Consider the following 17,765-nt stretch of genomic DNA (forward strand, 5'->3'; position numbering starts at 1 on the left):
TTTAGATGCGAGCGGCGGAGCCGAGGCTCCAGGTCGCGCGCCATGTCCCCTTGACCCAGGTCAGTCCCGCGAGCGCGAGCAACGCAAGGCCGGCGAAGATCAGGAAGCCGGGCTGGTAGCTGCCGGCGAACTGCTTGGCGAAGCCCAGCGACGAGGCGAGGTAGAAGCCGCCGATCCCGCCGGCCATGCCGACGAGGCCGGTCATCACGCCGATCTCCTCGCGGAAACGCTGCGGCACGAGCTGGAACACCGCGCCGTTCCCCGCCCCCAGCGCGAGCATCGCCACCACGAAGGTCGTCAGCGCGCTGGCGACGCCAGGGGCGGCGCTGACGCCGGCGAGGGCGAGCGCGGCGACGGCGAATACCACGGTCAGCGTCTTCACCCCACCGATCGCATCGGCCAGCGCGCCGCCGATCGGGCGGATCAGCGAGCCCGCGAACACGCAGGCGGCGGTGGCATAGCCGGCCATGACGGTGGTGAGGCCGAAGCGGTCGGTGAAGTAGATCGGCAGCGACGCGGCGAGCCCGACGAAGCCGCCGAAGGTGACCGAATAGAAGCCCATCAGCCACCAGGCGTCGGCGGTCTTCAGCGGCTGGAGATAGGCGGCGATCGGCTTGGCCGGCGGCGCGTTGGGGGCGTCCTTGGCCAGGATCATATAGGCGGCGAACACCAGCGCGAGCGGGATGCAGGCGAGCCCCAGCACCGCGTTCCAGCCGAACAGCTTGGCCAGCGTCGGCGCGAACAGCGCGGCGAGCACGGTGCCCGAATTGCCCATGCCGGCGAGGCCCATCGCCTTGCCCTGATGCTCGGGCGGATACCAGCGGCTGGCGAGCGGCAGCGCGATCGCGAAGCTCGCTCCGGCGAAGCCCAGGATCACGCCGAGCGCCAGCGTGCCGGCGAAGCTGTTCACGCCGAGCAGCCAGGCGGTGAACAGGCCGGCGATGACGATGAGCTGGCTGATCGCGCCGGAGCGCTTGGGGCCGATACGGTCGACGAGCAGGCCGTTGACCAGCCGCAGCACCGCGCCGGCGAGCGTCGGCGTCGCCACCATCAGCCCCTTCTCGGCGGGGGTCAGGTGGAGGGTCTTGGCGATCTCGGGCGCGAGCGGGCCGAGCAGCACCCACACCATGAAGGCGAGATCGAAATAGAGGAAGGCGGCGATCAGCGTGGGCTTGTGCCCTGCTTTCCAGAAATCGCTTTTCTTCCCGGTCTTCGCACTGTCCCAGAATGTCGTGGCCATGGAACCCTCGCTTGTTGCGCGTGGACATGAAAAAAGCCGCCCCCAGCCTGCTGCGCATCGGCAGCGGCGGGACAGCGGCTTTGCTGATTCGTGTTGGCGGAGGTGCGCCCGACGCTGGGGCCCTTCCGCATGTCTCGGCGCGCAGCGTCGCGCGTCCGAGGGCTAAAGCTTCCTCATTTCGTCACATTTCGCAAGTGCAAAAATTTCATTGCGGAGCAGCAAAGCTCCTCCCCGGCACGGGGAGGGGCTTTTTATCGCCTGAACCGCGCCAGATACCCTTCGATATCCGCCGGATCGAACACCGCCCCGTCGAAGAAGCGGTCCGGGCCCAACGTCAGCGCGCCCTGATGGGCGCCGACCGGCAGCGGCGCGGCGAGGGCGCCTTCCACCTTCATGCTGGCGCCCGGCATCGGCTGGCCGGCGCCGCCGAGCGCGCGACGGTAGATGTCGGAGCGGAACACTTCCGCCGCCTGGCGCTCGTTCGCGGCGCTCGGCTTCACCATCCCCCAGCGCACGAGCTGCGAATAGATCCACAGCGCCTGGCTGCGCCACGGGAAGCCCGCCGCCTCGCGGTGGAACAGCATGAAGTCGGGCGTATCCACCGGGGCATCGCCGCAGTGCAGCACGATTCGGCCGGCGAGCGCGGCGGTGATCAACTCGGCGCTCTGGCCGACATGCTCGGGCCGCTCGAGCAGCGTGGCGAGCTCCTCGCGATTGGCGGGATCGTCGCACCACGCCGCCGCCTCGGCGAGCGCGAGGAGCAGGCGGTCGACCGTCTCCGGATTCGCCTCCAGCCAGTCGGCGCGGGTCGCCAGCACCTTCTCGACGCCGCGGCGCCAGATGTTGACGCCCACCGCGATGATCTCGCCCAGTCCTTCCGCCACCGCGACGCTGTTCCACGGCTCGCCCGCGGTGAAGCCGTCGATCTCGCCGAGCCGCAGCGCCTCCGCCATCAGCGAGGGCGGCAGCACGCGCAGGCTGACGTCGCGGTCCGGGTCGATGCCGGCATAGGCGAGCCAGTAGCGCAGCATCAGCGCGTGGCTGGAGAAGCGGTGGACGATGCCGATCACCGGCTTGCGGCGGTAGAGGCCAATCGCGTTGGCGAAGTCGTGCGCGGTCGCCTCGGGATCGCGGACGCGCTGGACGGGATCGGGATCGAGCGCGGCGGTGAACTCGCTGCCCATCACCAGCGCATTGCCGTTGAGGTTGAGCTTGAACGGCGCGGCGAGCGCGGCGCGGTGCTGGCTGAGGCCCAATGTCACCGCGATCGCGAGCGGGGCGAGCATGTGCGCGGCCTGGACCTGGCCGTAGACCAGCCGGTCGCGGAGCGTCGCCCAGGAGGTGGTGCGCGTGAGCGTGAGAGCGATGCCGTGCTTATCGGCGAAGCCCTTGGCGTGGGCGACGATGATCGGCGCGCTGTCGGTGAGGGGCAGGAAGGCGATGGCGAGCGGGGTCATGGCTGCCCTCCCAGCAGGCTGTGCGCGGTGATCAGCGCCTCCGCCACGTCGACGATGCGCTTGTTCTGGTTCATCGCGGTGGTGCGCAGCAGCGCATAGGCGTCGGGCTCGGCGAGGCCGCGGGTCTCCATCAGGATCGTCTTGGCGCGATCGATGGTCTTGCGGTCGGCGAGCGCGGTGCGCGCCTCGTCGAGCTCGGCCTGCATCCGGGCGAAGGCGTTGAAGCGGCGGATGGCGAGGTCGAGGATCGGCTTGACCCGCTCCTTGCGCAGGCCGTCGACGACATAGGCGGAGACGCCGGCGTCGATCGCGGCGCCGATCATCGCATCGTCCGACTGGTCGACGAACATGGCGATCGGCCGCGCGAGGGCGCGGCTCACCGCCAGCATTTCCTCCAGCGTGTCGCGACTCGGGCTGCCGAGGTCCATCAGCACGACGTCGGGGGCCATCCGCTCGATCTTGGCGACGAAGGCGCCCTGCGGCGGCACGACATGGATGTCGTCATAGCCGGCGTCGCGCAGCCCCTCCTCGAGCACGCTCGCACGCAGGCCGCTATCATCGACGATCACGATCCGCACGGCAGAGCTTTCCCAGGCACGGGTGTGTCCCATGCATGGAGCGGGGGTGGCCGGTCAACGGCCGATCTGATCGTCATCCCGGCGAGGGTCCCATCAAAGTATTACTTTGATGGGCGCCCTGAACGCCGGGATCTCAGGCGGAAACGCGATGCGGCACGAGATCCCGGCTTTCGCCGGGATGACGGAAGCTATGAATGAAGGTCAGGCGACGCGTTCGGGGAAGCCGGGCGTGGCGCGATGTTCCTCGTGCCAGCGCTTGCGCCAGGAGAGACCGGCCAGACCGAAGGGAATAGCGGCAAGGAGAGCGAAGATCAGCGTCAGGCGCAGGAACATGCCCTGCGGAAGCGCAGCCACGAAAGACCCGGCGACGGCGACGAACAGCGCGATCGCGCCCCATTCGGGATGATGGACTCGCCGGAAGATGGCGCAGAGCAGCGCGCACAGGACGACGCCGACCGCCATGCTGCCCAATATCAGGCCAAGTGTCTCTATGACTGCGAAAATAATGTTCATGCGACCTCTCCTGAGGCCGCCGTGTCTTTACGGGCTTCTCGGGCCTTGCGGCCTCGGTGATTGTCATACTCCGATTTCGAGAAAAATGCAACTAAAATAGCAAGCTAGCCGAATCGGTCGAGGAATCCGGCGAGCATCGGCTTGAGGCGGATGATCTCCTCGCGATGCGTCGCGGAGAGGCGTTCGAGCAGGTCCTGCGCCTTGGGCGTCAGCGCGATCAATGCGCGGCGGCGATCGGCGGGAGAGGCTTCGCGGCGGACCAGCCCCAGCGCCTCGAGCCGGTCGACGAGGCCGGTCGCGCTGTGCGGTTTCAGGATCAGCCGGTCGGCGAGGTAGCCGATCGTCACCTCCCCGCTCCCCGCTCCGCGAATCGCGAGCAGCGCCTGATGCTGCTGCGGCGTCAGGCCCCACTCCGCGGCGCGCCCTTCGCTGAACGCGAGGAATTCGCGGAGCAGGTGGCGGAAATCGGCAAGCGCCGCGTAGTCGGCATCGGTCAACTTGCGCCTCGACGTCATCGGCACCTCATCGATTGAAATACATCGCGATGCGATATATCTGGCCCGCGTCTTCCCTCAAAACCGGTCCGAGGCCATGTCCGCGTCCGCAGAGCGTGCCGTCAATCCCCGTCATCTCGCCGATCACAGCGCCGATCGGCGGATGCTGATGCTCGCGGCGGCCGCGATCGTCGTCGGCACCGGGGGCGCGTTCGGGGCGTGGGTGCTGCTCAAGCTGATCGCGGTGGCGACCAACCTGTTCTGGTTCATGCGCCTTTCGACCGCGCCGGTCGAAATCACCGACAGTTCGGTGGGCGTCCTGGTCGTCGTCATCCCGGTGATCGGCAGCCTGATCATCGGGCTTATGGCGCGGTTCGGGTCGGAGAAGATCCGGGGGCACGGCATTCCCGAGGCGATCGAGGCGATCCTCTATGGCGAGAGCCGGCTGTCGCCCAAGGTGGCGCTGCTCAAGCCGCTGTCGTCGGCGGTGTCGATCGGCAGCGGCGGGCCGTTCGGCGCGGAAGGGCCGATCATCATGACCGGCGGCGCGATCGGATCGCTGTTCGCGCAGCGCTTTCGCCTCAGCGCCGCCGAGCGCAAGACGCTGCTCGTCGCGGGCGCGGCGGCGGGGATGACCGGCATCTTCGCGACGCCGGTGGCGGCGGTGCTGCTCGCGGTCGAGGTGCTGCTGTTCGAATGGAAGCCGCGCAGCTTCGTGCCGGTGGTGGTGGCGGTGCTCGCCGCGCTCGCCTGGCGACCGCTGCTGCTGGGGGTCGGGCCGCTGTTCCCCTTCCCGATCGTCGAGGCTGAGGCGTGGTGGTGGAGCGCGGCGGCGCTGGGGCTGGGGGCGCTGGTGGGGCTGGAGGCGTCGCTGCTGTCCGCGCTGCTCTATCGAATCGAGGATGCGTTCCACCGGCTGCCGGTGCACTGGATGTGGTGGCCGGCGATCGGCGCGATGGCGGTGGGGATCGGCGGGCTGATTGACGCGCATGTGCTGGGGGCGGGATACGGCAATATCCAGGCGCTGCTCGACGGGTCGCTGGCGATCCGCGTGGTGCTGGCGCTGCTGGTGGTGAAGGCGCTGGTGTGGCTGATCGCGCTGGGATCGGGCACCTCGGGCGGCGTGCTGGCGCCGTTGCTGATCCTGGGCGGGGCGCTCGGCTATCTGGTCGGCTGCTTCCTGCCGGGGCCACCGGGATTCTGGGCGATGATCGGCATGGCCGGGATCATGAGCGGCGCGATGCGGGCGCCGCTAACCGGCGCGCTGTTCGCGGTCGAGCTCACCGGGCATTTCGGCGCGCTGCCGCATACGATCGCCGCATCGGTCGGCGCCTATGCGGTGAGCGTGCTGGTGATGCGCCGCTCGATCCTGACCGAGAAGATCGCGCGGCGCGGGCGGCACATCCTGCAGGAATATACGGTCGATCCGCTCGATTTCCTCCAGGCCGAGCAGATCATGACGCCGGAGCCGGCGACCTTGCCGGGCGCGATGTCGGTGCGTGATGCGGCGACCTTCTTCACCGAGCGGGCCGAGCATCGCAGCTATCCGGTGGTCGACGCGGAGGGACGGCTGATCGGGCTCGCCTCGCGATCCGATGCGCTGCGCTGGCAGGTGGACGGCGGCAACCTCCAGGCGCCGATCGCCGACGTGCTGTCGGACGCGTCGCAGCCCTTCGCCTTCCGCCACACACCGATCGGGGAGGTCGCCGACCTGATGGTGGAGACAGGGGTCGGGCGCATCCCGATCGTCGAGGGCGAGGATCGGCGCGTTGTCGGCATCCTCTCCCGCCACGATCTTCTCAAGGCACGCAGCGTCCGCCGCCGGGCGGAGCTGGAGCGGGTGCGGAGCTAAGTTACCTTGCCGCGAGCGCGGTAGCGTTCGTCGTCCCAGGCCCCGCTTGCGAGCAGGTCGGCGAGGATGTCGGCGGCGCGCCAGACCTCCTCAAAGCTGGTGTAGAGCGGGGTGAAGCCGAAACGCAGCAGGTCGGGTGCGCGGAAGTCGCCGATCACGCCGCGCGCGATCAGCGCCGCCATTACAGGGAAGCCGTCGGTGTGGGCGAAGGAGATATGGCTACCACGCTGGGTGCGCTCGCGGGGCGAGGCTAGCGTCAGACCGGGGCATTTGGCCTCGACCTCGGCGACGAACAGGTCGGCGAGCGCCTGGCCCTTGGCGTAAAGGGCTGCGGGGTCGACATCTTCGAAGGTCGCAAGGCCCGCTTCCAGCGCCGCCAGCCCGAGGATCGGCGGGGTGCCGCACAGCCAGCGGCGCATCGTCGGGCAGGGGGCATAGTCATCGCCGAACGCGAACGGCGCGGCATGGCCCATCCAGCCGGTGAGCGGCGAGGTGAGCAGCGCCTGGTGCCGCTCGGCGACGTAGAGGAAGGCCGGCGCGCCGGGACCGCCGTTCAGATATTTGTAGCCGCAGCCGACCGCGAGATCGGCGTTCGCCGCGCCGAGATCGACCGGTACCGCGCCGGCGCTGTGGCTGAGGTCCCACAGCATCAGCGCGCCCGCCCCTTGGGCCGCCGTCGTCACCGCGGCCATGTCGAACATCTCGGCGGTGCGGTAGTGGACGTGGGTCAGCATCACCACCGCCACCGTCTCGTCGATCGCCTCGATGATGCGGTCGCGTGGAGCCGTGCGCATCTCGACTTGGCCCCCGGCAGCGATGCCCTGCGCCATGTAGAGATCGGTGGGGAAATTGCCCGGCTCGGTCAGGATCACCCGCCGTTCCGGCCGCGCGGCGAGCGCGGCCATCAGTAGCTTGTAGAGATTGACGGAGGTCGAATCGGCGACGACCACCTCATCCGGCTTCGCGCCGATCAGCGGGGCGATCCTCCCGGCGACGCGGGTCGGCGCATCGATCCAGCCGGCGTCGTTCCAACTGCGGATCAGCCCCTCGCCCCATTCGCGCTCGACCGTCTCCGCCATTCGCGCCGGAGTCGCCCGGGGCAACGCGCCGAGCGAGTTGCCGTCGAGGTAGATCACGCCCTCCGGCAGTGCGAACCGCTCGCGAAGCCGGCGCAGCGGGTCGGCGGCGTCGAGCGCCCGCGCCTCGTCCCGCGTCACAGCCGCGTCCGCACGCTGAGCAGTTCGGGGAAGAAGCCTTCCTTCAACACGTTCGCGAGATAGGCGACGCCGGCGGTGCCGCCGGTACCGGTCTTGAAGCCGATCACCCGCTCGACGGTCTTGAGATGGCCGAAGCGCCAGAGCTGGACGTGATATTCGAGGTCGACCAGCTTCTCGGCGAGCTCGTAGAGGTCCCAGTGACGGTCGGGATCGGCGTAGACCGCGGCCCAGGCGCGCTCGACCGCCTCTGAGGCGACATAGGGCTGGGTCCAGTCGCGTTCCGTCGGGACGTCGAAGCCGCGGCGGGCGAGCAGGCGGATCGATTCGTCGTAGAGGCTCGGCCGTTCCAGCTCCGCGCGGAGCGCCGCGGCGACCGCGGGCTCGCCTTCATGGATGTCGACCATCTCGGGCTTCTTGTTGCCGAGCAGGAACTCGACGTGGCGATACTGGTCCGACTGGAAGCCCGAGGAGGTGCCGAGCTTGCCCCGCATCCTTGTGTAGTCGGCCGGGGTCATCGTCGCGAGCACCTCCCACGACTGGATGAGCTGCGACTGCACGCGCGCGACACGGCTCATCATCTTGAAGGCCGGGGCGAGATCGTCGGCGACGATGCATTCGCGCGCGGCGCGCAGCTCGTGGAGGCAGAGCTTGAGCCAAATCTCCGACGCCTGGTGGATCGAGATGAACAGCAGCTCGTCGTGCGCGTCGCTGAGCGGCGTCTGGAGATCGAGCAGCTCGGGGAGGCGGAGATAGCTGCGGTAGGTGATGTTGGACATGCGCCTCCCCTACTCCGTTCGCCCCGAGCTTGTCGAAGGGCTGTCCTTTCTTCTACCGCAATCCCATCAGCCCGAAGGGAGAGGATATGAAGACCCGCGCCGCCGTCGCCTTCGAGGCGAAGAAGCCGCTCGAGATCGTCGAGGTCGACCTGGACGGGCCCAAGGCCGGCGAGGTGCTGGTCGAGATCATGGCGACCGGCATCTGCCACACCGACGCCTATACGCTGGACGGGCTGGACAGCGAGGGGCTGTTCCCCTCGATCCTGGGCCATGAGGGCGCCGGCATCGTGCGCGAGGTCGGGGCAGGCGTGACCAGCGTGAAACCCGGGGATCATGTGATCCCGCTCTACACGCCCGAATGCCGCCAGTGTAAGTCGTGCCTCAGCGGGAAGACCAACCTGTGCACCGCGATTCGCGCGACCCAGGGCAAGGGGCTGATGCCCGACGGCACCACGCGGTTCAGCTACAAGGGGCGGCCGATCTTCCATTACATGGGCTGCTCGACCTTCTCGAACTTCACCGTGCTACCCGAGATCGCAGTGGCCAAGATCCGCGAGGACGCGCCGTTCCAGACGAGCTGCTACATCGGCTGCGGCGTCACCACCGGCGTCGGTGCGGTGGTCAACACGGCGAAGGTGCAGGTCGGCGACAAGGTCGTGGTGTTCGGCCTGGGCGGCATCGGGCTCAACGTGATCCAGGGCGCGAAGATGGTCGGCGCGGACGTGATCGTCGGCGTCGACATCAATCCCGACCGCGAGGAATGGGGCCGCAGGTTCGGCATGACCCACTTCATCAACGGCAAGGGCAAGAGCCGCGAGGAGGTGATCGCCGAGGTGCTCGCGCTGACCGACGGCGGGGCGGACTACAGCTTCGACGCGACCGGCAACACCGAGGTGATGCGCACCGCGCTCGAATGCTGCCACCGCGGCTGGGGGACAAGCATCATCATCGGCGTGGCCGAGGCGGGCAAGGAGATCGCGACCCGCCCCTTCCAGCTCGTCACCGGCCGGGTGTGGAAGGGCACCGCGTTCGGCGGCGCCAAGGGACGCACCGACGTGCCGAAGATCGTCGACTGGTACATGAACGGCAAGATCGCGATCGACCCGATGATCACCCATGTCCTGAGCCTCGAGGAGATCAACCGGGGCTTCGACCTGATGCATGCCGGCGAGAGCATCCGCTCCGTGGTGGTCTATTGATGCGGATGCTCGCCCTCGCGGCGCTGGTCGCCGCTGCGCCCGCCGCCGCCCAGACGCCCGAAGCCGACGTCGCTCGCATCCGGGCGAGCGCGCCGTTCAAGGCGGCGATCGCCGACCTCGATCGGGGCCATGACCGGTTCGTCGCGGAGATCGTCGAGATCACCGAAATCCCGGCGCCGCCGTTCAAGGAAGCCGAACGCGCCAAGGCGATGGCGGAGAAGTTCCGCGCGGTCGGCCTTCAGGACGTGACGATCGACGCCGAGGGCAATGTCCTCGGCCTGCGCCCCGGCAGCGATCCGGGCGCCAAGCTGGTCGTGATCTCCGCGCACCTCGACACCGTGTTTCCCGAAGGCACCGACGTGAAGGTGAAGCGCCAGGGCACCCGCCTCGCCGCGCCGGGCGTCGGCGACGACACGCGCGGGCTCGCGGCGCTGCTCGCCTATGCCCGCGCCCTCGACGCCGGCCAGATCAGGACGCGCGCGCCGATCCTGTTCGTGGCCGACGTCGGCGAGGAAGGGCGCGGCGACCTGCGCGGCGTCCGCTATCTGTTCACCAAGGGGCCGATGAAGGGGCGGATCGGCGCCTTCTTCTCGGTCGACGGCAGCGGCGCGGCGCGGGTCACGCGCGCGGGCGTGGGATCGAAGCGCTACCGCGTCACCTTCAAGGGGCCGGGCGGGCACAGCTACGGCGCGTTCGGGATCGTCAATCCGATGGCAGCGATGGCGGGCGCGGTGAGCGAGCTCTACCGGATCAAGCTGCCGGCAAGCCCGCGCACCACCTATTCGGCGAGCGTCACCGGCGGCGGCACCTCGGTCAACGCGATCCCCGACGAGGTGTTCGTCGACGTCGACATGCGCTCGGAGAGCGCGAAGGCGCTGGCGGCGCTGGAGAAGCGTTTCCTCGGCATCGTCAAGGCCGCGGTCGATGCCGAGAACGCCGCGCGCTCGACCCGCGTCGGCAAGATCACCGCCGAGCCGGAGGTGATCGGCGACCGCCCCGCCGGCGCCACGCCGGCCGGCGATCCGCTGGTGAGGGCCACCGCGGCGGCGGTGCAGGCGTTCGGCTATGCGCCGGAGTTCGACGCCTCCTCGACCGACGCCAACCTGCCGATGAGCCTCGGCATCCCGGCGGTGACGATCGGGTCGGGCGGCAGCGGCGGGCGCGCCCATGCGCCCGATGAATGGATCGACGTCGCCAAGCCGGAAAGCGTGCGGGGCCTTTCGGTCGGGCTGCTTGCCCTGATCGGCGCGACGGGGATGGCGCCGTGAGGCCGTTGCCATCGCTGACCGCAGGATGATTCCACGCCGAAGCAGGCGCGAATGATGTCAAAGGGCGAGCGACCAGGTCTGCCCGATCAGGTCCTTGCCGAAGGAATGGTGCGGCGCCTCCTCGACCAGCGTGAAGCCTGCGCGCACGTAGATGCTGCGGGCCGCCGCGAGGACGCTGTTGGTCCAAAGGTCCAGCTGCCGGTATCCGAGCGCCCGTGCCCGCTCGATGCAGGCCGCCACCAGCATCTTGCCGACACCGGCGCCGCGCGCGTCGGGCTCGACGTACAGCAGGCGCAGCTTGGCCACGCCCGGCTCGTCCCCGCGCACGAGGAAGATCGATCCGGCCATCCGGCCGTCGATCTCCGCGATCCAGGCGGCGTCGCGGGCGGGATCGAACGACTGGTGGAAATCGGCGAGGATGCGCGCGACCAGGGCTTCATAGTCGCTGTTCCAGCCATATTCCTCCGCATAGAGGATCGCCTGCCGCGCGATGACCAGGCCCATGTCGCCGGGCCTCAAATCGCGCAACGTGACTGCCGGTGCGGTCTCGGCCTCGAAGATGCGGGTAATGGTGGAGGCGGCCGAAAGCAGGCGCCCTCGCCGGCTTTGCGGCAGTCCCTCGAGCAGCGCACCGATCGCCGCCCTCGTGTTTCCCTCCAGGGCGGCAAACGCCTTGCTCCCCTCCTCCGTGAGTGAGAGCAGCTGCTGGCGGCCATGGGCCGGGTCCTCGCGCGATGCCACCAGCCCGCGTGTTACCAGCCGCTTCACCGTGCGGCTCATCTGCGCGCGATCGACGTTCAGCGCCCGCGCGATCTCCGCCGCCGTCGGATCGGTGCGGTGTGCGAGTTCGTAGAGGATCCGGGCCTCGCTCAGCGTGAACGGGCTGCCGTCGAGCCTGGCGTGGAGAAGGCCGAGCCGGCTGGTGTAGAGCCGGTTGAATGCGCGCAGGTCGGCGACGGCGCTCTCGTGCTGATGCGTCATGCGCGGGCTCCGTAGTGTTGATTTGATCAACACTACGGAATGTTGATCGAGTCAACATCTATCCGCGCGAGATCACCTTCGCGCCTTCGCCTCTGCCCGGAACCTGTGCAGCAGCGGCTCGGTGTAGCCGTTGGACTGGGTCAGCCCCTCGAAGATCAGCGCGCGGGCGGCCTGGAAGGCGAGGCTGTCCTCCTCATGGCCCGCCATCGGGCGGTAGAGCGGGTCGCCGGCGTTCTGCGCGTCGACCTTCGCCGCCATGCGCCGGAGCGCCGCGTCGACCTGCTCCGGCGTCGCCACGCCGTGCAGCAGCCAGTTGGCGATGTGCTGCGAACTGATGCGCAGCGTCGCGCGGTCCTCCATCAGGCCGACGTCGTCGATGTCGGGCACCTTGGAGCAGCCGACGCCCTGGTCGATCCAGCGCACGACATAGCCGAGGATGCCCTGGGCGTTGTTGTCGAGCTCGCGCGCGACCTCCGCCTCGCTCCAGTTGCGGCCGCCGGCGAGCGGCACGGTCAGCAGCCTGCCGAGCGCGGGGACCGGCTCGCCCGCGATCTCGCGCTGGCGGGCGAAGACGTCGACCTGGTGATAGTGGAGCGCGTGCAGCGTCGCCGCCGTCGGGCTCGGCACCCAGGCGGTATTGGCGCCGCTCGTCGGATGGGCGATCTTCTGCGCGAGCATGTCCGCCATCCGGTCGGGCGCGGCCCACATGCCCTTGCCGATCTGCGCCTTGCCGGAGAGGCCGCAGGCGAGGCCGATGCGCACGTTGCGATCCTCATAGGCCTTGATCCAGTCGGTCCCCTTCATCTCGGCCTTGGGGACCACCGCGCCGGCGTGCATCGAGGTGTGGATCTCGTCGCCGGTGCGGTCGAGGAAGCCGGTGTTGATGAAGACGATGCGGTCCTTCACCGCCCGGATGCACGCGGCGAGATTGGCCGAGGTGCGGCGCTCCTCGTCCATCACGCCGACCTTGATCGCATGACGGGCGAGGCCGAGCAGGTCCTCGACCGCGTCGAACAGGCGGTCGGTGAAGGCGACCTCGTCGGGGCCGTGCATCTTGGGTTTGACGATATAGACCGAGCCGGCGCGGCTGTTGCGATGCTTGCCGAGCCCGCGCAGGTCGTGGAGCGCGACCGCGCTGGTCATGATCGCGTCGAGGATGCCCTCCGGCGCCTCGCCGCCGTCGACGAGCTTCACCGCCGGCGTGGTCATCAGGTGGCCGACGTTGCGCACGAACAACAGGCTGCGGCCGGGAAGCACGAGGTCGTCGGCGTTGGGACGCTGATAGACGCGGTCGCCGTTCAGGCGGCGGGTCATCGTCTTCCCGCCCTTCTCGAACGTCTCCTCGAGGTCGCCGCGCATCAGGCCGAGCCAGTTGGCATAGGCCGCCACCTTGTCCTCGGCGTCGACGGCGGCGATCGAATCCTCGAGGTCGACGATGGTGGTGAGCGCCGCCTCCAGCAGCACGTCGGCGATGCCGGCGGGATCGTCCCTGCCGATCGGATGGCTGCGGTCGATCACCACCTCGATGTGCAGACCGTTGTGGTGGAACAGCAGGTTGTCGCCCTTCGAGCCGACGAACTGGCCGGGGTCGGCGAGGTCGAGGTCGCCGCTAATGAAATCCTTCCAGCTTCCCGACTTGAGCGGCACCGCCTTGTCGAGGAACTCGCGGGCATAGGCGATCACCTGGGTGCCGCGCTCGGCATCATAGCCACCGGGCTTGGCTGCGCCGGGCAGCGCATCGGTGCCGTAGAGCGCGTCGTAGAGGCTGCCCCAGCGCGCGTTGGCCGCGTTGAGGACGAAGCGGGCATTGAGCGCCGGCACGACGAGCTGCGGGCCGGCCATCGTCGCGATCTCGGGATCGACGTTCTCGGTGCCGATCGCGAACGGCGCCGGCTCGGGTACGAGATAACCGATCTCGCTGAGGAACGCCTCGTCGGCTTGGCCGCCCTCCACCAGGCGCGTATCGATCGCCGCCTGAAGCGCGTCGCGTCGCGCGAGCAGCTCCCGGTTCTCCGGAACGAAGCGTTCGAAGATCGCCGCCGTGCCCGACCAGAATTCCTCCGCCGCGATCCCCAGCGGCGGCAGCACCTGCTCCTCGACGAACGCGGCCAGGGGAGCGGCCACCGACAGGCCAGCGCGGGGAACATAGGTCATCGCAGAATGCCTCCAACGGAACGAACGGGCCTGGGGAGGCCCCCGCCGCTTAAGCCGATCCGGCCCGGGGGATCAACCTGAGGGTGGATTTGTAACCGGTTACAGCGCACGCTATCGGGCGATGAGCGCCGAGTCGGCAGGACGAAACGACAGGGAGGATGGCTTGAACGGCACGACGATCACGCGGCGCGGCGCGCTGATGGCGGCGGGGACGGTGATCGCCTGGGCGCATTCGCCGGCGCGCGCGCTGCTGCTCCAGGCGGGGAAGGATGGCGGATCGCACGCGGCGATCGACGCGCTGGTCGGGCGGATGACCGTCGAGGAGAAGTGCGGGCAGCTCACGCTGATGGCCGCGGCCTGGGCGGGCGCCGGGGCAAATGCGCTCAACCCGCCGCAGGCCGGCGCCGGCTTCGAGGCGCAGCTCGAGGAGGTGCGGAAGGGCCGGCTCACCGGCGTGTTCAACGGCAACGGCGCCGAGATGGCGCGGCGGATGCAGACGGTCGCCATGAAGGAATCGCGGCTGAAGGTCCCGCTGATCTTCGCCGCCGACGTGATCCATGGGCACCGCACCGTCTTCCCGGTTCCGCTCGCCGAAGCGGCGAGCTTCGACCCCACGCTCGCCGAGCGCGCTGCGCGCGTCGCCGCGGTCGAGGCGGCGGCGGCGGGGATCGACTGGACCTTCGCGCCGATGGTCGACATCGCCCGCGACCAGCGCTGGGGCCGCGGCGTCGAGGGCGCCGGCGAGGACGTGCTGCTCGGCATCGACATGGCGGCGGCGCGCGTGAAGGGATTTCAGGGCAAGTCGCTGTGGGACGACGACGCCGTCGCCGCCTGCGCCAAGCATTTCGCCGCCTATGGCGCGGCGGAGGCGGGGCTCGACTACAACAGCGTCGACATCTCCGAGCGGACGCTGCGCGAGGTCTATTTCCCGCCGTTCGAGGCCGCGCTGGCGGCAGGCGTGCCGACCTTCATGGCCTCGTTCAACGAGCTGTCCGGCATCCCCGCCACCGGCAACCGCTGGCTGCAGACCGAGGTGCTTCGCGGCGAATGGGGCTTCGGCGGGCTGGTCGTTTCCGACTACACCGGCGACGAGGAGATGATCGCGCACGGCTTCGCGGCGGATGCGCGCGAGGCGACCAAGCTCGCCTTCATGGCCGGCGTCGACATGTCCATGCAGAGCGGATTCTACATCAAGCACCTGCCGGGGCTGGTGAACGACGGCAGCGTGCCGATGGCGCGGCTCGACGAGGCGGTGCGGCGCGTGCTGGCGCTGAAGGCGACGCTCGGATTGTTCGACGATCCGTTCCGTCGCCTCGATCCCAGGCGCGAGAAGGCGCGCTCGCGCACCCGCGCCAACCTGGCGGTCGCGCGCGACGCGGCGCGCAAGTCGATCGTGATGCTGCGCAACGAGGGCGAGCTGCTGCCGCTCCGCAAGTCTGGGCAGCGGATCGCGCTGATCGGGCCTTTCGCCGAGGGGAAGCACGACCTGATCGGACCGTGGAACGTCTATGGCGACGACGGCCAGGCGGTCGATATCGCCACGGGCATGCGTGCGGAACTGACCGACGCAACGGCACTGACGGTGACGCCCGGCTGCCAGCCGTTCGCACCCATTCCGGGCGGCATCGACGCCGCGGTCGCCGCCGCGCGTGCGGCGGACGTCGCGGTGCTGGTGCTCGGCGAGACGCAGGACATGTCGGGCGAAGCCAAGTCGCGCACCTCGCTCACCCTCCATCCCGCGCAGCAGGCGCTGGCCGAGGCTATCGCCGCGACCGGCAAGCCCTATGTCGTGCTGCTCAAGAACGGGCGCGCGCTGGAGCTGCAGGGCGCGGTGCTGAGCGCGCCGGCGCTGCTCGTCACTTGGTTCCTCGGCAGCGAGACCGGCCCGGCGATCGCCGAAGTGCTGTTCGGCGAGGAGGGGCCATCGGGACGCCTGCCGGTCAGTTTCCCGCAGGAATCGGGGCAGGAGCCGTTCTATTACGCGCACAAGGCGACCGGCCGGCCCAATCCCGAAGGACCGCTCCAGCCCTACAAGGCGCATTTCCAGACGGTGAGCAATGAGGCCCGCTTCCCGTTCGGCCACGGCCTCACCTACGGCCGCATCGGCTATGCCGACCTTGCGAACGGCGGCGGCCGGCTGGGCTGGGATGGGGCGATCACCCTCACCGCGCGCGTCACCAATTCGGGCAAGCACGAAGCGTGGGAAGTGGCGCAGCTCTACATCCACGACCGCGCCGCCAGCATCACCCGGCCCGTCCGCGAATTGAAGGGCTATCGCAAGATCCACCTGGCGCCGGGCGAGTCCGCGACGGTCAGCTTCACGCTGCGGCGTCGGGACCTGGAGTTCGTCGGCCAGGCGATGAAGCGAACGGTGGAGCCCGGCCTCTTCGACTTCTGGATCGGGCCCTCGTCAGCCGATGGGCTTCGGGGCAGTTTCGAGCTCCTCGCGGGCTAATCGCTGCTGTTCCAGCTCGTCGACGATGCGGTCGTGGACGTCGCGGCGGAGCGGGTTGAGCGCGATGCACAGCGCCGACAGCGCGAAGCCCAGTGCCGGCACCGCGAGCACGATCCAGCGCATCCCCGCCAGCGTCTCGGCCGACTGGCCGACGTTGGCGCGATAGCCGATCGCGTCGAACAGCGCCCCGAACAGTCCGCCGGCGGCGCCGAACGCGACCTTCTGCACCAGCGCGGCGACGCCGAAGGTGGTCGCCTCGAAACGCTGGCCGGTCGCGCGCTCGCCATATTCGATCGTGTCGGGGAGCAGCGACCAGAAGGCGAAGTGCATCCCCATGATCGCCACCTGCAGCGCGACGAACAGCGCCTGCATCGCCAGCACGCCACGGATGTCGAGCCACGCTACGGCCCCTAGCGCCGCGAGCCCGCCGCCGGCCGAAAGCAGCCACACCATCCGCGCGCCGAGATGGCGTCCGATCACCATCCACAGCGGCACCGCGAGCCCGCCGGCGAATCCCATCACCGCCAATGCCTGCCGCCCCGCCTCCTCGTGGCCGACGACATATTTGAAATAATAGAGGATCGACTTGCCGAACACGGTCGCGGCGAAGGTCATGCAGATCATCGCGGCCATCAGCGACAGGAAAGCTGGATTGGTGGCAAGATTGCGCAGGCAGTCGCCGAGGAAACGCAGGATGGCGCCTTGCTTCGGCGCCGGCGGCTCCGCCTCCTCGATCGCGAGCGCCACCGGCAGCAGGATCGCGACCCCCGCCAGCGCGAACAGCGCCGCGACGGCGAGGAAGCCGATCGGATCATCCGGCCCTCCCCCGATCAGCGCCGCCATCGGCTGCGTCACCAGCGCGACCGAGATGGCGGCGATCGTGCCGAACATCATGCGCAGGCCCGCGATCGAGGTGCGGTCGCGGCTGCTCGAGGTGATCCGGGCGGTGAGTGCCGAATAGGGCACGTTCACCACCGCATAGAGGGTACGGAACAGGAGGTGCACCGCCAGCATCGCGCCGAGCAGCAAGGTGCCGGTGAAGGGCAGCGGCAGGTAGAGCAGCACGAAGGCAGCGCCCAAGGGCAGCGCACCCCAGACCAGGAAGCGGCGATATCCACCCTTCCCGGCGCCCAGCCGGTCCGCCGACAGCCCCACCGCGAAATCGACCAGCCCGTCCCAGATCGACGGCAGCATGTAGATCAGCGCCGCCTGCCCGATCGGCAGGCCGATCACGTCGGTGTAGTAGAACAGGAGGTAGAGGGTGATGCTTTGCCAATAGAGGTTGAACGCGAGATCGCCGAGCGCGAAGCGGGTGCGCTGCCAGAAGCTGAGCCTTTGCGCGGCTGGGCGTTCGCCGACGTCCTTCATCCATCTGCTGTAGCGGCGCGGCGTGACTACAGGAAAGACCTGGCCACCCCCTTCCCCGTCACCCCGGCCTTGTGCCGGGGTCCACTGCGCCGCAAGCTCAGGACAGACGCCTCCAGTCCTGAACCGAGCCGCCCGGTGAACCCGGCACAAGGCCGGGGTGACGGAAGCAAGAACAACACTGGCTTGCCGACGGCATGGCGGCGTATAGCGGCG

14 protein-coding genes are annotated in these 17,765 nt (G+C 69.2%); 4 read left to right on the forward strand and 10 right to left on the reverse strand.

Annotation, left to right across the window (positions count from 1 at the left end):
- Position 1: 1 nt before the first annotated feature.
- The 5 genes from AC2YHA_RS11650 to AC2YHA_RS11670 form a co-directional block, all read right to left on the reverse strand.
- Entirely contained in the window at positions 2-1,240 is a 1,239-nt protein-coding gene (locus AC2YHA_RS11650) for a nitrate/nitrite transporter (protein ID WP_487401628.1), read from the reverse strand.
- 251 nt (positions 1,241-1,491) lie between these two features.
- The gene (locus AC2YHA_RS11655; RefSeq protein ID WP_487401629.1) at positions 1,492-2,697 is read right to left on the reverse strand and encodes a CmpA/NrtA family ABC transporter substrate-binding protein; all 1,206 of its coding nucleotides are present in this window, start codon (positions 2,695-2,697) and stop codon (positions 1,492-1,494) included.
- Positions 2,694-3,275 carry an ANTAR domain-containing response regulator gene (locus AC2YHA_RS11660; protein ID WP_233785091.1) on the reverse strand — a complete coding sequence of 194 codons (582 nt, stop codon included), beginning with the start codon at positions 3,273-3,275 and terminating at the stop codon, positions 2,694-2,696. Before AC2YHA_RS11660 ends, AC2YHA_RS11655 begins: the two co-directional genes overlap by 4 nt.
- Before the next feature lie 201 nt (positions 3,276-3,476).
- On the reverse strand, positions 3,477-3,788 hold the full coding sequence (locus AC2YHA_RS11665; protein WP_487401630.1) for a hypothetical protein: 312 nt from the start codon (positions 3,786-3,788) through the stop codon (positions 3,477-3,479).
- 104 nt (positions 3,789-3,892) lie between these two features.
- Positions 3,893-4,303, reverse strand: coding sequence for a MarR family winged helix-turn-helix transcriptional regulator (locus AC2YHA_RS11670; protein ID WP_487401631.1), 411 nt, complete (start codon positions 4,301-4,303; stop codon positions 3,893-3,895).
- Positions 4,304-4,379: 76 nt separating this feature from the next.
- Between AC2YHA_RS11670 and AC2YHA_RS11675 the strand changes: the two genes are divergently transcribed.
- Entirely contained in the window at positions 4,380-6,134 is a 1,755-nt protein-coding gene (locus AC2YHA_RS11675) for a chloride channel protein (protein ID WP_487401632.1), read from the forward strand.
- Here the strand turns inward: AC2YHA_RS11675 and kynU are convergent.
- Together kynU and AC2YHA_RS11685 are read right to left on the reverse strand one after the other, a co-directional pair.
- A complete protein-coding gene (gene kynU / locus AC2YHA_RS11680) occupies positions 6,131-7,351 on the reverse strand; it encodes a kynureninase (protein WP_487401633.1) in 1,221 nt (406 codons plus the stop codon). The genes AC2YHA_RS11675 and kynU overlap by 4 nt on opposite strands.
- Positions 7,348-8,127 carry a tryptophan 2,3-dioxygenase gene (locus tag AC2YHA_RS11685; protein ID WP_487401634.1) on the reverse strand — a complete coding sequence of 260 codons (780 nt, stop codon included), beginning with the start codon at positions 8,125-8,127 and terminating at the stop codon, positions 7,348-7,350. The genes kynU and AC2YHA_RS11685 overlap by 4 nt, the downstream gene beginning before the upstream one ends.
- Before the next feature lie 86 nt (positions 8,128-8,213).
- On the opposite strand from AC2YHA_RS11685, the gene AC2YHA_RS11690 reads away from it, so the two are divergent.
- Together AC2YHA_RS11690 and AC2YHA_RS11695 are read left to right on the forward strand one after the other, a co-directional pair.
- Complete coding sequence (locus AC2YHA_RS11690) at positions 8,214-9,326, forward strand: S-(hydroxymethyl)glutathione dehydrogenase/class III alcohol dehydrogenase (RefSeq protein ID WP_487401635.1); 1,113 nt, start codon at positions 8,214-8,216, stop codon at positions 9,324-9,326.
- Positions 9,326-10,594: a M20/M25/M40 family metallo-hydrolase gene (locus tag AC2YHA_RS11695; RefSeq protein WP_487401636.1), complete on the forward strand. Its 1,269-nt coding sequence runs from the start codon at positions 9,326-9,328 to the stop codon at positions 10,592-10,594. Before AC2YHA_RS11690 ends, AC2YHA_RS11695 begins: the two co-directional genes overlap by 1 nt.
- 57 nt (positions 10,595-10,651) lie before the next feature.
- Here the strand turns inward: AC2YHA_RS11695 and AC2YHA_RS11700 are convergent, their stop codons facing one another.
- Together AC2YHA_RS11700 and AC2YHA_RS11705 are read right to left on the reverse strand one after the other, a co-directional pair.
- Positions 10,652-11,575, reverse strand: coding sequence for a bifunctional helix-turn-helix transcriptional regulator/GNAT family N-acetyltransferase (locus tag AC2YHA_RS11700; RefSeq protein WP_487401637.1), 924 nt, complete (start codon positions 11,573-11,575; stop codon positions 10,652-10,654).
- 72 nt (positions 11,576-11,647) lie between these two features.
- Complete coding sequence (locus AC2YHA_RS11705; protein WP_487401638.1) at positions 11,648-13,729, reverse strand: malate synthase G; 2,082 nt, start codon at positions 13,727-13,729, stop codon at positions 11,648-11,650.
- A gap of 199 nt (positions 13,730-13,928) precedes the next feature.
- On the opposite strand from AC2YHA_RS11705, the gene AC2YHA_RS11710 reads away from it, so the two are divergent.
- Positions 13,929-16,184, forward strand: a complete 2,256-nt coding sequence (locus AC2YHA_RS11710) for a glycoside hydrolase family 3 N-terminal domain-containing protein (RefSeq protein WP_487401739.1) — start codon at positions 13,929-13,931, stop codon at positions 16,182-16,184.
- Here the strand turns inward: AC2YHA_RS11710 and AC2YHA_RS11715 are convergent.
- Positions 16,140-17,552 (reverse strand): MFS transporter, encoded by a 1,413-nt coding sequence (locus tag AC2YHA_RS11715; protein WP_487401639.1) that lies wholly within the window; start codon positions 17,550-17,552, stop codon positions 16,140-16,142. The genes AC2YHA_RS11710 and AC2YHA_RS11715 overlap by 45 nt on opposite strands.
- Positions 17,553-17,765 lie beyond the last annotated feature (213 nt).

The sequence above is a fragment of the Sphingomonas sp. SRI_018 genome, from assembly GCF_057586275.1.

Excerpts from the sequence above, each read along its gene's own strand:
- AC2YHA_RS11650 (WP_487401628.1), bottom strand. The coding sequence starts at position 1,240 with ATGGCCACGACATTCTGGGACAGTGCGAAGACCGGGAAGAAAAGCGAT.
- AC2YHA_RS11685 (WP_487401634.1), bottom strand. The coding sequence starts at position 8,127 with ATGTCCAACATCACCTACCGCAGCTATCTCCGCCTCCCCGAGCTGCTC.
- AC2YHA_RS11665 (WP_487401630.1), bottom strand. The coding sequence starts at position 3,788 with ATGAACATTATTTTCGCAGTCATAGAGACACTTGGCCTGATATTGGGC.
- AC2YHA_RS11710 (WP_487401739.1), top strand. The coding sequence starts at position 13,929 with ATGGCGGCGGGGACGGTGATCGCCTGGGCGCATTCGCCGGCGCGCGCG.
- AC2YHA_RS11705 (WP_487401638.1), bottom strand. The coding sequence starts at position 13,729 with ATGACCTATGTTCCCCGCGCTGGCCTGTCGGTGGCCGCTCCCCTGGCC.
- AC2YHA_RS11700 (WP_487401637.1), bottom strand. The coding sequence starts at position 11,575 with ATGACGCATCAGCACGAGAGCGCCGTCGCCGACCTGCGCGCATTCAAC.
- AC2YHA_RS11715 (WP_487401639.1), bottom strand. The coding sequence starts at position 17,552 with ATGAAGGACGTCGGCGAACGCCCAGCCGCGCAAAGGCTCAGCTTCTGG.
- AC2YHA_RS11690 (WP_487401635.1), top strand. The coding sequence starts at position 8,214 with ATGAAGACCCGCGCCGCCGTCGCCTTCGAGGCGAAGAAGCCGCTCGAG.
- AC2YHA_RS11670 (WP_487401631.1), bottom strand. The coding sequence starts at position 4,303 with ATGACGTCGAGGCGCAAGTTGACCGATGCCGACTACGCGGCGCTTGCC.
- AC2YHA_RS11675 (WP_487401632.1), top strand. The coding sequence starts at position 4,380 with ATGTCCGCGTCCGCAGAGCGTGCCGTCAATCCCCGTCATCTCGCCGAT.
- AC2YHA_RS11655 (WP_487401629.1), bottom strand. The coding sequence starts at position 2,697 with ATGACCCCGCTCGCCATCGCCTTCCTGCCCCTCACCGACAGCGCGCCG.
- AC2YHA_RS11695 (WP_487401636.1), top strand. The coding sequence starts at position 9,326 with ATGCGGATGCTCGCCCTCGCGGCGCTGGTCGCCGCTGCGCCCGCCGCC.